This window comes from Paenibacillus lentus (assembly GCF_003931855.1).
Taxonomy (GTDB): domain Bacteria; phylum Bacillota; class Bacilli; order Paenibacillales; family Paenibacillaceae; genus Fontibacillus; species Fontibacillus lentus.
This window is the reverse complement of the sequence record NZ_CP034248.1, coordinates 4,791,643-4,807,991: the sequence shown is the minus strand read 5'-3', so window position 1 is coordinate 4,807,991 and position 16,349 is coordinate 4,791,643. Positions and strand designations below refer to the sequence as shown.

Below are 16,349 nucleotides of genomic sequence, written 5' to 3'. Positions count from 1 at the left end.
GCACCGAGAATAAGGTAGCGCCTATCGGCAGGGCTTTATACAGGAGGGGGAGATTTGCTCTCTCTCTTTTTTTGGAAAAAAATGAACGTGGCTTGCTCCGGACCAAAGAAAAAACCGCCAAAAATGGCGGTTAGTCCACAGGGATCTTGATCACTTGATTGTACTCTTTCATGTAATGCATCCCTTTAATGTGCAGGTATTCCGGCATCACTGAAGTATCGAACAGTAAAGTGCGCTCCTTCAGAATTGTTCCGTCTTCCAGCTTGCCATCCAATTGATTTACAGTCGTTCGTAGCGAGGTAATCTCATTCTGAGCTTCTATAGATACGCCATCCAGCATGACGTCATTATCCGTGGCAATCGTAATCTCCACGCCTTGGGAGGTGACGGCCACTTTTTTCACCCAAAGTTCTTTGCTATCCAGAGAGAAAAAGAAAGGCTCGTTGCCAGCCGAAGAGAGGGGCAGTCTCTGATCCAGCTGTTGATAGCCGACAAACTTCTTCATGACGAGCTCTAATGAATTTAACTCTTTAGGCAGTGGTTCGTATTGAAGCTCAAACCTTGTACCCTTAATCGAGGTACCATATCCGCTACCGACTTGATTGACAGGAATCCCATTGGCGATGAGCTCGATGTCGTTCAACGCAGAACTTACCCTATCGAAATTCTCGACATGAAGCGAGCCTTTGATGCTGGTCAAGGTTGGCGTGGCTGTAATGGATCCAAACGTAATCTCGCCCTTGTCAACTTTAAAGGTCTTTCTGATCGATTGTTTAACTTCCGTATTCATTGCCTTGTTTAGATCATATGGAAACGAAATACTACCCTCTTTCTCTTGATTGCCAGGGAGTTGTTCCCGGTAGTGTAACGTTAATTGTTTGGCGAAGGGATTCACTGGCTCGAACGTTCTCATGGCTTTAATCTCGGTATGCTCTTCATTGATGATGGACGTGCCGGATTGCACATAGGAGTTTGTTAGAAAACCAGTTATTCTTGAAGCTCTAAAAATCTCACCGCCGTCATTCTCGAGCCCCTTGGAATTCGTTAAGGTGTAATACATAATCAATTGATTGGCGTCCGCCATAATTCCATCGATCGTGACTACAGTTCCGTTTTCTAGCTTAGTCGTCTTACCTATGAGTTGTCCCAGGCCTTGCTCATTGAGCTCTTGCAGCTGTGAACCGCCAATTAACTCGTCAAAACCAAGCAGCTTCTTGCCGTAATAAGCGAAGGCATCGTAATGATATCCGAAGACCACGAGGAAGAGCAAGGCAACCGCCGCAGCCTTCCAGAGCGGGGGAACCCGTCGCTTTGCTCTTTGAGAATCCGTCTTGTTTAGCGCATCTCGTAGGCGAGTTTCTAATTCCTTGGGTGCCGTCACGGAGTCTAGCCGCATTTTCTCTTCCTTTAGTCGTTCCTCTAATCGTTCCTCAATGCGATTCATTCATTTCACCTCCATAGAGTTCTCTAAGCTTTTTTAATCCTTGAAAAATCCGAGATTTCACAGTTCCTATAGGTACATTCGTGATTTCCGCGATTGTCTGATAATCGAGATCATGCCAATACTTCAATTGAATCGCTTCTTGCTGCTGCTCGTTCAAATGGAGCAACAGCTTCTGGATATCTATTTGCTGATCACTGTGCCGATAAGGGTCACTGGGCGGGGAATCTTGCCCCGCTATTAGTTCGTCGTGCATGCTGACATCTTCCATTAGCATAAGCTGAGCTTTCTTTCGAAGCATGGCTTTGCAGCAGTTAACCAGAATGGTTTTGCTCCAGCTGTAGAAGGCTTCCTCCTTGTTGAGCTGGCTGATGTTCTCGTATAATCTCACGATCATCTCCTCCATGGCATCCATCGCGTCATGTGAATTGCCCATGTAGGTTAGCGCCAGTCTGTAATACTGGTCTTTCTCGGCCAGAATTAACTGAAGGAGCGCTTCTTTGTTTCCTCTTTTTGCCTTTTTCACGTATCGAACGGCGTTCATTACTTCACCTCACTCCCCTATAAGAGTCACGACCTGCAGGAAAAGTTCATTTATTTTAAAAAAATATCACTATTGGATTAGCTACGCTAGTTCAAAGTATACGCTGGATGTTGTAACTGGAAAGTATTCACTTGAGGATATAGCGCATATTTTTCGTGAGTATAGTATTAAGAAGTTATAGTTAACTTAGTTTATTTTTAGCAGATGATTTGTAAATCCAACATAAGATGAATATTTCCGGGAAATATTATACCAAGTCATCTTACTAGCGTGTGGATTAAAAGATTAGCTTTTAAGCAGGAACAAGGTAATTTGGGGTAATGAGTAGTCATGACTGTGATTTATTCATCAAAGGAGTATGGGAAGCATTTTAATTCAAGGAGGAATTTTATGCTGCGGACAAAAATCATTTGTACACTGGGGCCAGCTTGCGACACGGTAGAAACGTTAAAAGAAATGATTACAGCTGGAATGACGGTGGGGCGCTTGAATATGGCTCACGGGGAGCCAGATGAACATGTGGAGCGGATTAGGCACCTTCGTGAGGCCGCAAAGGAGGTCGATGCGTATATCCCGATTATGATGGATATTAAGGGGCCGGAAGTACGAATCGGTAAGCTGAAGGAAGCATCCTGTCAATTAATGGCGGGGGAGGAACTGATCTTGACGACTGAAAATATAGAAGGCGATTCGCACCGGATTTCCGTCAACTACGCTGAAATGCCCGCAGTGGTGCAGAAAAACGATCGCATCTTAATCGATGACGGCCTGATTGAACTCGATGTCATCGAGGTTGAGGGTACGGAGATTCGCTGTCACATCAAGAGTGGTGGCACACTTAAACCACGTAAGGGGGTAAATTTGCCGGGAATTCGGACCACGCTTCCGGGTGTAACTGAGCGGGATATCCGTCATATCGACTTTGGACTGGAACAGGGAATTGAAATGATCGCGGTGCCGGTCACGTACAGATCATTTCTAAGATTGAGAATGATGAAGGCGTTCGGGAATTGGATGACATTATTGAAGCTTCGGACGGCATTATGGCAGCCCGGGGAGACCTGGGTGTGGAAGTTCCCGTCGAGAATGTCCCGGTGATGCAGAAAGAAATGATCGACAAATGTAATTTGGCGGGCAAGCCGGTAATTGTAGCAACGCATATGCTGGAATCGATGCAGGTCAATCCGCGGCCAACGCGTGCTGAAGTCAGCGACGTCTACAATGCAGTGCTCCAGGGGGCAGACGTGGTCATGCTATCCGGGGAGTCCGCTGCCGGTAAATACCCGGTACAGTCGGTTCAGACCATGGCTAGAGTGGCGCACCAGGCCGAATCCACTATAGACTACCGGGAGCAATTTAACCGGAAAAGAGTCCGGCACGTAACCGATATTACCGAGGTTATCAGCCAAGGGGTGGTGAGTGCTTCATTAGAACTGGAGGCTGAAGCGATCATCACTTCGACCGAGAGTGGTTTTACGGCTCGCATGGTATCGAAATACCGGCCGAAGGCGCCGATTTTGGCGATTACCCATGATGCGCATGTGCTGTCCGCGATTTGTTTGCTCTCCGGCGTCTTTCCGTACCAAGGCGAGCATGTATCGACGACGGATGAAATGTTTGAGAAGGCGATCCAGCGCGCTTTAAAGACAGGACATGTGAGCCTAGGGGATACCGTTGTGCTCTCAGCAGGATTGCCGCTTGGACAGGCGGGAACGACGAATCTGATCCAGATTCAGCAAGTGGAGGGTTGAGGAGTTGACAGATAGCTTGCTTGTCGTGTAAGATGTGTTTTGGCTATTATGGTGTGGGTTGCTGCAGCCCATGAGCAATGAAAATAGTGCATACTTCTTCGTATAACCTCGCAGAGCTATACTGATAGAACGGAGCGAGGGTTTCTACTGGAAGCCGTATCTTCCTAACTACGAAAATGAGAATGGTGACTTGTTCTTATTCGTAGTTAGGATTTTTTGCGTTTGTAGCCAAGTTGCGTTTGTAGCTAAGTTAGATTGATTTATGGCAAGGAGGATTTTCAAAGAAATGAAAATGAAGTATTTATTATCTGTTTTAATTGGAGCGAGCAGCTATGGAGTGCTATCAACCATTGTTGTCCTCGCTTATGGGCAAGGCTACCAGCTTGGCGAAGTGGTAGGTACACAACTTTTGACGGGGTGTATCTTGGCTTGGCTATTGGCTATATATACGGGATGGAAGGAACGGTCACGGACATCAGTAAAGTCGTCGAATCGATCGAATCGTTCGCCACAGCTCACTTGGAAGCAAAGATTGCTGCTGATGTTAGCCGGGACACCGAGTGCAATTACCGGCTTGCTTTATTATCATTCGCTGCGTTATATTCCGGCTTCACTGGCGATTGTGCTGCTGTTTCAGTTTACGTGGATCAGTGTGCTGGTTCAAGCCGTAAGCAAGCGGCAGCGTCCGAACGGGATGACTTTGTTAACGCTCGTGCTGCTGCTCGGAGGTACACTGTTTGCCGCGGGCCTTATGGAACAAAAGACTGGGGAATTTCCAATGATCGGCATTGCCCTTGGACTGCTGTCGGCTATAAGCTACACCCTATTTATTCTATTTAGCGGTAAAGCCATACCGTCGGTGCATCCCGCCTATCGCAGTGCTTGGATGATTACAGGCGGACTTGTTCTAGTGTTTATTCTATTTCCACCACAATTTTTATTTAATGGCATGCTGTGGAGTCCACTGCTGCTGTTTGGTTTCCTGCTGGGCTTGTTCGGGGCATTTATACCTCCGGTTTTGTTCGCGATTGGCGTTCCTCATATCGGTGGGGGAATGGCTGGCATCCTGGGGGCGGCGGAACTTCCTGTTGCCGTTCTGCTCTCCTCATTTGTTCTTCATGAGCAGGTGACTCCGCTGCAATGGGGAGGCGTCATCATCGTTCTACTCGGAGTCATGCTTCCAGAGCTGCATAGAAGAAGGATAAGAGGAGTAGAGTATTCGAGTTAATCGAGAGAAGTATGTGGTGATGGGCGAGGACTGGCTTTACAACTTAATCGGCTCTGTATATACTAAACAAGTAAGAGAAAGTTCTGCAAATTCTATGGTGAGGCACACCTTTTTAATCGGCTTGAGTCGAATTAAGAGGTGTGCTTTTTTTTTGCCGTAAATATTCCTTAATTTATCAAATTATCCATTTGAAAGGAGGTCTTTGGTCCTGTGAGGGCGAAATAGGGGGAGCGAGGAGAGATATACAAGTTTACGAACAAAAATAAGGAGAGTGTAGAAATTGAAATTATGGATGACTGCGCTGCTAACTATGGTAATTGTGTTTTCTTCGTTGCAAGTCGTGGGGACAGTAGTAGCTACAGATCTAGGACCGGTTATTGGAGCTCCCAAATTAACTGTTCTGGTAGATGGTCGGAAAGTAAAATTCCAGGGTGGAGATCCGCTTATGGAAAATAACCGGGTTCAGGTGCCACTACGTGGAGTCGGAGAAGCCCTAGGTGCAGAGGTAGACTTTAGGGGGAAGGCCGTGACTTATGTGAAAGAAGGCAAGTCTATTGTACTAACCTTGGGAAGTAAGACAGCTTTAGTTGACGGCCAAAATGTAACGATGGATACAGCCGCCAAAGCAGTTAAGGGACGGACTTATGTGCCATTGCGTTTTGTAAGCGAAAATCTAGGAGAAACCGTAGAGTGGGATCAAGTTGGAAACTGGGTCTGGATTGGGGGGAAGGATATTCCTACTCCTGAAGAGATCGGAATTAAATCACAAGAACTGGACAAGTTCAAAAAAATGATAGATCCAATTAGTGGGTTATATGGTGATGGACAAGAAGATGCCTACGTATTTACTTATGATCAATTGCCTTTAAAGGTTGGGGATAGAGTTATATATGATGTCTGGAAAATTAGACAGAATGGTAAAGTTGGACTTCGCATAAGGTATTCGGCTGCCTTCAGCAGAATATATTATTTATCCTCCGATACTAAAGGAGCACGTGTACGTGGCCCAATTGAAGCAATGAGAATAAAAAATCCTGATCAAACATATACAGAAAATTATCGTACAGATCAATCAATTGATGAGATTTTGATTAAAGATACAAATTATGCTCAATTTACTATCAAGCAAGCAGATTTTATTGGTTTCAGTGGTCTTTCTCGTAAATCAATATTTCTTCTCGAAAATCCATTTAACTAGAAGGAATAAAAGATGAAGAAATTTAAATGGATTTTGAGTGGGGGAGTATTTGGGCTAATATTAATTAATATCTTCTTTGATATAACTAACGCAGGAACTTTATCAACAACTCCGGATAAAGATAATCCGAACAAACATTACTTTGTAGCAGAAATGTATCATGATATATGGCAACGATCCAATGGTCAGTGGACTTCAGATGGAAAACCTGACATGGTCGGCAAGGAGTTAAATTGGCTATATTCTTTTGATTTTCCTGGCAGAAAAATAACAAATGTTGAAATTAGTAAGTTTAACCCCATGCTAAATCTACCGATTACTGGGGTTCCTAGTAATCTAACAGGTGCAGAATATTTATATGAAAATTCTAGGTACGGAAAAACGTGGGTTTTAGGAAAAGAAACAGCTAGTATTAGTTATACTCCTATAAGAGAAGGAGTAACTGGAATGAACACGGAATCTGTTCAATTCACAATAAGAGTTCCAGATGGAGTATTAACCGCACACACAGGACCAGTAGATATTACAAATGAAGGTGGTTCAGGACTCGTAGATGGAGTTCGGGGCTTGAGATATTTCTTTCCTATTCTAATTGAAATAGAACTAGAGCCTACCGAAGGCAAAGCTGTAATTAAGCATTATACGACAAGCGGACAGTCTCTGGACGGTGTAGATGGGTTTCGAGATCGAGAGGAAACGCTGGAATTAAATCAACACTATTCTTTTTTTCCATCACCGAATTCGCAAACTTATAAATATGAGTATTATACGAAAGGCACGAGCGGGTCACTTCCAGCGGCACCGAATCCGGGAGAGCTTTTATATGGTGATCCCATGGGCTTTACGTACGATGGAAGCTTTCCGATATATTACCTAAATCTATATTACAAGGGAACTCCGCCAACAACGACGGATCCACCACCAGGCGTAGCCTGTACATCCCCCTCTCCAAGCAGAACCATGACCGGAGAAGATTTTAACCCGAATGTCAGCGCGGTCATTAAGGCAGATTCTCGGGGGAGTGAGCGGTTTAATGTGTTCGATGGCATCCCGACGACAGAAAGTCTCTACGGCAATGTGTGGACGAAGAATTATTTACATAAATATGGATATCAACAAATGACGGGCAAGTGTACGTTTACCGTAGATGTTACCGTCATGCCGCCCCCACCGCCTCCGGACGAGGAGCCCGGCCAACCTTCCACCGTTCAGGTTCAGGTGGATAAGGATTACTCCTTCTGGACGATTTCTCAAGTCGAGGTGTATCGCCTTAAAGAAGCCGCCTTGCAAAACTATGCTTTTGAGGCTAACGGCATCAAGATACCACCTCACGGGTATAATGCGCCCTATTATGCCACAGCAGAGACCAGTCGCTACGAACCCTCCCCTATTCCGAGCATCAGCGTCAGCCACGACGGGGATCCAGAAGCAGCCGCTCGATCGGCCGTGAGTGTTCGGGTACGCAATGATACCTTCACCTTCAATAACCAGACGCTTATGAGCGGTGCAGAAACGACAGGCAGCGGTCCAGCCCCATCCGCAATACCTACGGCTCCCATGACAGGGGATAATATTCTGTATAGCTCCGGGCACATCATCCCCATGACAAAGACGAATCGTGCAAATCAGCCTAGCACCGGAACGATATATTATTCGGAGGTTAGCGGAGCCGGAGAGAAGAATTATCCGATCTATGGCATCAATTCAGTTACCGTACATACCCCTGTAGTTATTTATCCGGCTGTGTCCGATGACCAGGCTCATAACCAGAAAACGAAACCCGCAGCAGGACGTTCCGCTATGATCTTGGATCGGCCGTTTACGATTGAACTCCCGAACGCAGGACAGCATGCCAATTACACGGGTTATGGTCATCGCAATTACTTGAAATACATCGGCAGCAAACAGGTGAGATTCCCATTCGATGTTTACAACGATTCCAAGAGTGAATTTTATCCGAAAAATACATGGATCAGGGTAGAGAAATCGCAGGAGGTTTTTACTTTTTACCTCCCGGTATGGGTCGATGAAGGATTCTATGAGGTGGAGTTCCGGACGATTGCCCACAATACTCCTTCCGGGGCCAGTTACCAAAATAAGGCTAATCTTGATTTAACGCATCACATCGCATATGACACTGTAGCGGTAGATGTCATTGGACGAATCTATGATTTCCGCATTACGGATATTGCCGATTATAATTGGGAGACAGTGTTTCGCATGGCCAAGGGCAGCAGCATTCCAACAGGAACCTCTTATTGGGTGGGGCTCAGTGGTATTGACGGGGCAACTCGGGGAATAATGCCCCAGTATACCTTGCCGATTCGCCCGGGAAGTCATCCCTTATATAAGAACGCGGCGATTAAGACGGGGTATCATTTTAAATTCGATCTCAAGACCAGAGGCAATATGTTTTCACAGCAGGATGAAATTAAGATTACGCCGAGCTTTTATTTTATTAGCGCGGCAGACGGGTCGCGAACGCCTGTGGACCTGTACTATCATAAGAGCGGCAAAAGCTATGTGAAAGTAGGCTCGCCCAGTGACGAGGTGACCCGGTACGTCATACTAAACGAGCGTCTGCGCAATGTCACGCTCGAGGAGCTGACAGATACCGCGCTGTATAAATATGACCATGAATATAATTTCGGCCAGATTGCAACCATTGGGCGGGCGCAATTCGTGAATCATTACGTCAACATAGCTGCGAAACGCAAGACTATGGTCGGCAGCCTCAGCCTACTGCGTCTGCCTGAAGGCGTGCGTACTCTTATCGGGCCGAAGACGAACATCCCCGCAGGGGTTGATCTGAGCCGGGTTAACGCCGCAGTCCAGAAATGGTATGGCGAGTACAGTCTGCCTGCGGATCTGTATGCGGTGAAAGCCGGGACGAATGTTGCAGAGTATGGACGCACCCACCGGGGGCTGACGGACAAGTCGCCGATTTTTTTGAAGCAGGGGTATATTGTGGTCAATTTTAATTTGGAGACGGTACAGGCGGGCAAGATCAATGAGCCGCATTTGCAGTATATCCATGGTCCGCTGATGAACCAATGGCACCAGATGGAGGGCTTTGCCCGCAGTGTGCAGGATGCTTTCGGCGTGACCTATCAGCTGAAGGACGGGGACGTTGTACTGTATCATGCCGATCTCTCCAGCCGGGATGATTTTCGTCCGATGGTGACGCATTAAAATTACGAAACTGCTCCAATGGGGCAAAGGATGGATATGAGGTGGAACTAGATGATACAAGTGGCGGCAGCTTTAATTGAGAATAAGCAAGGGCAGCTGTTGATCGCGCGGAGGAGAGAAGGAAAATCTCAGGCAGGACTATGGGAATTCCCTGGCGGGAAGATCGAAGCTGGCGAATCAGGCGAGGAGTGTCTCCGCAGAGAATTGATGGAGGAAATGAATATTGAAATCGAACCTTATGAATATTTAGGCGTAAACGATCATTGGTATGGAGAGGTGCATATTAGATTGTTGGCCTGGAAGGCCAAATATAAGGCTGGTGAAGTGATATTAGTCGATCATGATGAGTACCGCTGGGTCGAGAAGGGCGAGTTGAACTCATTTGATTTTGCTGAGGCGGATAAGGTGTTTGTTCGAATGGTTGGGGCTCGATAGTAGAAAAAAGAAGTGACCCACTCGTCAGGTTGGCCAACAAACCGTGGGTCACTCACTCCTCCTTTATTTTTCCCTGCTCACCATATAGTTCAATATTTGCTTGAGAAAAACATTACTGCGCGGCAGTTCGTTCAAGGTTTCCATGGCCAGGCAATAGTGCTCCCACATTGCTCTTCGGGCCCCTTCATGGCCGAGGAGGGTGACAAATGTTGAGTTGTTGTTCTCCACATCTTGATGAACGGGCTTTCCCAATAAGCTCGTTTCGCCTTCGGAGTCCAGCAAATCGTCCTTGATTTGAAAAGCGATGCCTGCATGGTAGGCATATTTTTTCAAAGACGCGATTTCCGTCTCAGGAACCTGAGCAAGTATGGCGGGCATCACGAGGCAGGCTTCAAAAGCGGCCCCTGTTTTATAAAAACAGATCGTATTCAATTGCTCTAGCGTTAGTGCTTTTCCACGGGCCTCCAAATCCATCGCCTGCCCCATACAGATTTCGCCAGCCTTCTGGGATGAATATCGGATCAAAGCCAGAACGGATGCAGCATCGAATTCGCTTAAGGACGACTGCTCTTCAACGGCTTTTTGAATCAAATAGAGCCCCGTCAATTCCGCGGTGGCACTGTCATGGATTTGATGCAGCGTCGGCTGCCCCCGGCGGGTAGAGGCATTGTCCTGCGACGGTAAATCATCGAAAATCAAAGATGCCGTATGCATATATTCCAATGATTTCAGAAGCGGCATGATCGCCGCAGCTGGCAGTCCATATTCGTTCACGCCCATGGCCCAGGTCAAGATGGGCCGAAGACGTTTGCCGTCGCCTTGGAGACTATAGTTGGCAGCATCAATCAGCGATTCGGTGACCGTAGAAATTTCGCCCGATTTACGTATCTGCAATTGTGCATTGAGCTGATCGCGGACAGAATGGATTGTATCGATAAAGCTCTCCTTCTCCTTGCGGCTGTTCCTCAGGGCAGTCACGACCTGATCCCGAAGCAGCTTGTCAAGAAAATCCACGTCGTCCGCCTGCTCAACCATACGTTGGACAAGTCGATTGAACTCGGGATTTCCGGTGGCGAAGATGTCCATGATTTCGGTGTATTTTTCCTTGCCGAGGCGATTTTTGCAGCGTTTCAAGCCGTTAATAGCACGGTTCAGGATAACCTCACGGGCTTTGGCATTGGAATGATACACGTTATCAATTAGATAGGATATGACCGTCCAATATAATTCATAAGGATTAATCAGCTCCGCACGCTGTCCGCGGTATTTTAAATAATAGGTGTAGGGCGTTACCGCTCCGGTCTTCATATCCTCGAATATATCCGCAAAATCATCAGCAAGCTGGTTGTAGATCCCATAATAAAATGTTCGCTGTTCAAAGCCCTCATCCTCGTCTGCACTGATCACTGAACGGACAATCAAGCGGGAAGAAGAGGATTTTAAAATAACCGGCAGGTAGAGCTCCTCGTTGGTGTAGGTGGAATTGTTGAGATTTTTTACCCGGTCCAAATCCTGAGCATGGAAAAATACATAGGATTGCTCGAAAAAAGTATTTATGGCTTCTGGGCGCTGATAACTCTTAATATACTCAAAAGCATCTCGCAGCTCCGCATAAACGTAATGGATGAAATCTGTATGTTTTTCATTCCATTTTCCAGGCTTCGGAACAGAGCCGGTCAGCAGTGCGCTTCTGATCATCTGAGAATATTGTTCCTTCTCCCTGGCATTTAGAATTTCGGAATCCAGAAGATCGTCGATAAAAGGATAGGTCAGACCATAGGAGTAACCGAGTCGAATTGCTTCATCCAGCCGCCTGGATCGCTCATCAGACAGTGTATTATCGTCCATGTCATCCATGACATGAAGAACTACCCCGATAATGATCTTCATCAATTTTCGCTGAGCGTGCTCCGCGTTCATTCCCTTGGGGATATGCGAGGCTACTTGGTTCAGCTTGTCGATAAGCCAAATGACGGCGTCCTCAATGCTTTCCTTTTGTGACCATCGATAAAGTCCAGCTAAGTTCATAAAATCAGGCTGGTCACCTGAAGCCGCGTCGGTAGAGCGAAGCAAAAGCTTTTTCACATCTGACATAGTTTGCTTTATACGGACTTGGGTGTCGGGAGAATCGAGCGCCTTGCCCAAATCGCGCATATAAATATAAGAAATGCTCCGATCCAGGTAATCCTCCAGTTTACCTGTACGGTTTAGCCAGCTAATATATCTGTGATAGCCTAAAGTATCGGCCGACTTGCTGCTGCGTGGAAGCAAAGAACGCCAGAAGTGATGAACATGGCCTTTTTTCCACCATTGAAAGTCGTTTGTCAGGGTTTGCAGATCCGTTTGCTCCATAACCCGTTTTTGAAGAGATGCCAAGTACTGAACTGCCTTCTGCTCAGCCTTTCGATACCATGTATCGGCTTGAACCGCAATTTCCTCATTCATTATTGTGTTCCCTCAATTTCTATGGTTGATTGACTGAGTATGTTTATATTTTATACGTGATAGTATATCCTCGGTTACAGAATGAAACAGAAAAGTTTTGGTAAAATAGGTTGGGGTGGTAAAGGTGCAGATCAACAGGCTGCTTGAAATTGTCTATATTTTATTAGCTAAAAGACAGGTAACCGCTAAACAATTAGCTGAGCAGTTTGGAGTATCCCCGCGAACGATATATCGCGATGTCGATACCCTGAGCGCGGCGGGAATACCCGTATATACGAATAAGGGAAAAGGCGGAGGCATTCGCCTGCTTGACCAATATGTGCTAGGTAAATCGCTGCTGTCAGACAAGGAGCAAATAGATATTCTCTCATCGCTTCAAGGCTTGAATGCTTTGAATGTTCCAGAGGTTGAGCCCGTGCTGAATAAGCTTGCTGCGATTTTTAATAAAAACTCCACGAGTTGGATTGATGTCGATTTCTCCCGGTGGGGCTCTAACTATGCGGACCAGGAAAAATTCAATTCGCTGAAAACAGCGATTTTAAATCGAAATGTAGTGACTTTTGACTATTATAGCTCTTATGGAGAAAAAACAGAGAGAAGCATGGAGCCTGTAAAGCTGATTTTTAAAGGGCAGGGCTGGTATATTTACGGATTTTGCCGTTTGAAAGATGATTATAGATTGTTTAAAGTGACCCGAATCAAAAATCTAACCTGCTCGGAAGAAACTTTTACAAGAGAGATTCCGAGGGAGAGTTGGAGCGATAGCGATTCTCTGGACGTTAGCCATAGAACGGTGAGGCTTGTTTTAAAAATTGAGTCTAGAATGGCCTACAGGGTTTTTGACGAATTTGATCAGGGCAGTATAGCTAAAAATGCAGACGGGAGCTTTATGGTCAAGGTGGACTATATCGAGGATGAGTGGGTGTACGGTTACATATTGTCTTACGGGAATGATGCAGAGGTTATAGAACCTGAGCATGTTCGAAATATCATTAAGAGAAAGCTGGAGGCGAGTTTGCGAAAATATTTATAAGCTGGCCCACATAATATGACATACTGTTGTCTGATTAGTGTTGCTATACTGACCTCAATATTATATGAAAAGAGGTATAGCATATGAATTATGAAATCGTGCATGTAGAGGAAAAAACGGTCGCAGGATTGCGGAGCAGAACCAGCAACAGTGATCCCAATATGAGCCGAAGTATAGGGGAGCTCTGGCAGCAGTTTTATCAGGAGGGAATTTATGACTCTATACCTGGTAAGAAGAATGATAAGAGCATTGGCTTGTATACTAACTATGAGATGGGGGATAACGACACATATGATGTGATGGTCTGCTGTGAGGTTGAAGGCTCTACAGGGGCAGAAGTAAAAGAGAAAGCGGAAGGAGAAGTAGGAGCAGCAGCAGGGGCAAAGGCAGGTGAGGATGCAGAAGAGGGAACAGAAACAGATACAAATGAAAATACAAATCCAAATACAAATGTAAATGTAAATATAAATGCACATGCACATGCAAACCCAAACCCAAACGCAAATGTAAATGCAGGGGTGCGTGTAAATACGATACCTGCGGGGAAATATGCCAAGTTTATTGTGCGGGGGCATGTACAGCAGGCGGTGGCTGAATTTTGGACGAAGCTGTGGTCGATGGAGCTCGATAGAAAATTCAGCAGTGATTTTGAAGAATATCAAAGCGGCGGAGACATGGACAATGCCGAAATCCATATTTACATTGCGTTGAACTGAACTGAACTGAACTGAACTGAATTGAATTGAGTTGAATTGAACTGAATCGAATCGAGCTTAGCTGGGCTGAGCTGGAATGAAAAGAGCGGACTAAAACTGATTGACCGACTGACTGTCACGGAATCTCGTGGTGGTCAGTTTTTTTGCTGAGTTAGCACTCATTGGCATTATCGCTTGTTGGTATTAACACTCGTTGGCATTCTCATTCGTGGTATTTGAAATTTGGGGATATAGGAATGTGTATCGGCGGGATGGGGAGTTGTTGTTGTTGCTGCTTTGTTCCATAGGAATGGTTGATAAGAGGAATGATTGATAAGGGATTGTACGATCAGTGCGGACAAATCAAGATAAATGTCCATACAAAGGTGGACACTCAGGAGATCATCACCAAGTCATAGAATAAACTACATATTGTGATTTTTATAGAATGAAATGCTAGATATAGATGTCATCAGGTCATTGAGGATGTTACCCGGGTGTCCACTATTTAAAAAACATTTCGGCGAGAAAAGTCCACCGGTGGTGAACATTCTTTTGGATTAGCTTGGTAATTATTAAACCGCTTCTATATACAGTGCCTCTAGCTTGCCGTATGATAGAATAATCAAAGTTCATAGGAGGTTAATAGGAAAAGTGGATCATAAATTTGGTTACGATCAATATTTAGTTCGAAAAAAGGTGCTTTCCGTACTGGGAGCCAAGTTTCACATTTATAATGCCAATAATGAGGAGCTGATTATGTTCTCTCAAATGAAGGCTTTTAAGCTCAAGGAGGACATTCGGCTTTATAGCGATGAGAGTATGAGCGAGGAATTGCTGACGATCAAGGCGCGTAGTGTAATCGATTTTTCTGCTACTTATGATGTGCACGATGCGCGTACAGGTGAGCATGTCGGAAGCCTGCGGCGAAAAGGCATGAAGTCCATTTTGAAGGATGAATGGGTTATTCAAAATGCCGCCGAGGCTGAAATCGGTCGGATTAAGGAGGATAACAGGCTGTTTGCATTACTGCGCCGATTCCTGACCAACTTGATCCCGCAGACTTATAGTGTAGAAATGAATGGCAGCACGATTAGTACTTTTAAGCAGAATTTCAACCCATTTGTCACGAAAATCAATGTAGATTTCTCCAGCGATCCGTCACATACGCTTGATCGCCGTCTTGGACTTGCCGCTAGCGTATTGTTATGTGCGATTGACGGGCAGCAGTCGGGTTAGTAGGGGATAGAAAGCTAAAGTGCTAAGATGCTAAGGGATCTAAGGAATCTGAGTAATCTGAGTAATCTAAGGGGTCCCTCCACAGTGTACATAACCGCGTTTAATTCCATTCATGGAATGTTAACAGTGATCAGCAATTAGGCTAACAGATTTCCAATGAGGATTAGCAACCGTTTAACAATCGAGGGGCTTACAAAGCCCCTCGCGTATCATATTAACTGGAAATTACTTTTTCAGGCTAGAACCTTTCGTTTTCCTCTCCGTTTCAAAATTTCTTCTTACGTTGCTTCTGTATACTCAAAGCTTAAAAATATCAGCTTCAATTTGAACATTTACCTCCATAAAGGTGCCATACACCATTTTCTCAGGATCATATTCCTGTATCTACTATATTAATAAAATTAAAGTTTTTTTAATAAAATTAAAAAATAAATGAAAATACTATTTACTTTTGTTGATTTTTTGGTTATCCTTGGGAACAAGGGGGGAGAAAAGATGGTAGAGCGGAATATACCTTCGTGGATTTTATCCTTAGACTCAGAAGATATCGAATTTATGCGCAAGTTCATAATCAATTCTGGTTCCTTGAAGGATCTTGCAAAAGCATATAAGGTCTCTTATCCGACTGTTCGCATACGATTGGACAGATTAATTCAAAAAATCGAGCTAGTCCAGGATGATGAATCACAACCATTGGTTAATTTCGTTAAGAAACTGGCCATTGAGGAACGTATAACATTAGAAGATGCGCGACTTATTATCGAAAAATATAATGCGGAGAGGAAAGGGATATAGATGCCGGATTTAACTGTATTTTTCATCATTGTTGGTATGTCAGCGTTTCAGTATTTTATGGCTAGCAGAAATAGTTTCATACTTGGTGCCGTCGTACCTCTATTGTTCACTGCGTTGGTCACATGGATGTTTATAACCAGCAGAATTGAAAGTAAGATTGCGTATAGTGTATTACTTGTTATTGGATTGATTATCTTAATAGAAGAGTGGGCAAGAGGTCGGAAATCTTTTCGCAAGCGTCAGCAGAAGGAAATGGAGATCATGATAACCAAAGATTTATAATTCATTTCAGGGGAAAAATACATTTGACAATCGAAAATCAATTCACTATACTTTCTGTAAACTTATATGTG

At 44.9% G+C, this 16,349-nt stretch carries 12 protein-coding genes, 1 pseudogene, 1 riboswitch and 1 other annotated feature (1 of these 15 running past the window's edge); of the genes and pseudogenes, 10 read left to right on the top strand and 3 right to left on the bottom strand.

Going from position 1 to position 16,349, the window contains the following annotated elements; all coding sequences use genetic code 11:
• Window positions 1-130: 130 nt before the first annotated feature.
• Window positions 131-1,444: a DUF4179 domain-containing protein gene (locus EIM92_RS21755; RefSeq protein WP_125084631.1), complete on the bottom strand. Its 1,314-nt coding sequence runs from the start codon at window positions 1,442-1,444 to the stop codon at window positions 131-133.
• A complete protein-coding gene (locus EIM92_RS21750) occupies window positions 1,431-1,985 on the bottom strand; it encodes a sigma-70 family RNA polymerase sigma factor (protein ID WP_125084630.1) in 555 nt (184 codons plus the stop codon). The genes EIM92_RS21755 and EIM92_RS21750 overlap by 14 nt, the downstream gene beginning before the upstream one ends.
• 390 nt (window positions 1,986-2,375) lie before the next feature.
• Here EIM92_RS21750 and pyk point away from each other — a divergent pair.
• The 5 genes and pseudogenes from pyk to EIM92_RS21725 all read left to right on the top strand — a co-directional run bounded on the left by pyk (window position 2,376) and on the right by EIM92_RS21725 (window position 9,789).
• Window positions 2,376-3,736 (top strand): annotated as a pseudogene (gene pyk, locus EIM92_RS21745) (pyruvate kinase).
• A gap of 78 nt (window positions 3,737-3,814) precedes the next feature.
• Window positions 3,815-3,927: riboswitch (purine riboswitch) on the top strand.
• Between the two features lie 101 nt (window positions 3,928-4,028).
• The gene (locus EIM92_RS21740; RefSeq protein WP_125084629.1) at window positions 4,029-4,964 is read left to right on the top strand and encodes an EamA family transporter; all 936 of its coding nucleotides are present in this window, start codon (window positions 4,029-4,031) and stop codon (window positions 4,962-4,964) included.
• A gap of 280 nt (window positions 4,965-5,244) precedes the next feature.
• Window positions 5,245-6,162, top strand: a complete 918-nt coding sequence (locus EIM92_RS21735) for a copper amine oxidase N-terminal domain-containing protein (RefSeq protein WP_125084628.1) — start codon at window positions 5,245-5,247, stop codon at window positions 6,160-6,162.
• 447 nt (window positions 6,163-6,609) lie between these two features.
• Window positions 6,610-9,354 (top strand): DUF5704 domain-containing protein, encoded by a 2,745-nt coding sequence (locus EIM92_RS21730; protein WP_246021111.1) that lies wholly within the window; start codon window positions 6,610-6,612, stop codon window positions 9,352-9,354.
• A gap of 51 nt (window positions 9,355-9,405) precedes the next feature.
• Window positions 9,406-9,789, top strand: coding sequence for a (deoxy)nucleoside triphosphate pyrophosphohydrolase (locus EIM92_RS21725; protein ID WP_125084627.1), 384 nt, complete (start codon window positions 9,406-9,408; stop codon window positions 9,787-9,789).
• A 63-nt stretch (window positions 9,790-9,852) separates the two neighbouring features.
• On the opposite strand, the gene EIM92_RS21720 is transcribed toward EIM92_RS21725, so the two are convergent.
• Window positions 9,853-12,234, bottom strand: coding sequence for a polyprenyl synthetase family protein (locus EIM92_RS21720; RefSeq protein WP_125084626.1), 2,382 nt, complete (start codon window positions 12,232-12,234; stop codon window positions 9,853-9,855).
• A gap of 124 nt (window positions 12,235-12,358) precedes the next feature.
• On the opposite strand from EIM92_RS21720, the gene EIM92_RS21715 reads away from it, so the two are divergent.
• The 5 genes from EIM92_RS21715 (at window position 12,359) to EIM92_RS21695 (ending at window position 16,278) form a co-directional block, all read left to right on the top strand.
• Entirely contained in the window at window positions 12,359-13,267 is a 909-nt protein-coding gene (locus EIM92_RS21715; RefSeq protein ID WP_125084625.1) for a helix-turn-helix transcriptional regulator, read from the top strand.
• 83 nt (window positions 13,268-13,350) lie between these two features.
• On the top strand, window positions 13,351-13,983 hold the full coding sequence (locus EIM92_RS21710; protein WP_125084624.1) for a GyrI-like domain-containing protein: 633 nt from the start codon (window positions 13,351-13,353) through the stop codon (window positions 13,981-13,983).
• Window positions 13,984-14,616: 633 nt separating this feature from the next.
• The gene (locus EIM92_RS21705) at window positions 14,617-15,201 is read left to right on the top strand and encodes an LURP-one-related family protein (protein WP_125084623.1); all 585 of its coding nucleotides are present in this window, start codon (window positions 14,617-14,619) and stop codon (window positions 15,199-15,201) included.
• A 495-nt stretch (window positions 15,202-15,696) separates the two neighbouring features.
• Entirely contained in the window at window positions 15,697-15,996 is a 300-nt protein-coding gene (locus EIM92_RS21700) for a DUF2089 family protein (RefSeq protein ID WP_125085313.1), read from the top strand.
• Entirely contained in the window at window positions 15,997-16,278 is a 282-nt protein-coding gene (locus EIM92_RS21695) for a hypothetical protein (RefSeq protein WP_125084622.1), read from the top strand.
• A gap of 69 nt (window positions 16,279-16,347) precedes the next feature.
• Window positions 16,348-16,349: a binding site (T-box leader), on the top strand; it runs 233 nt beyond the window's last position.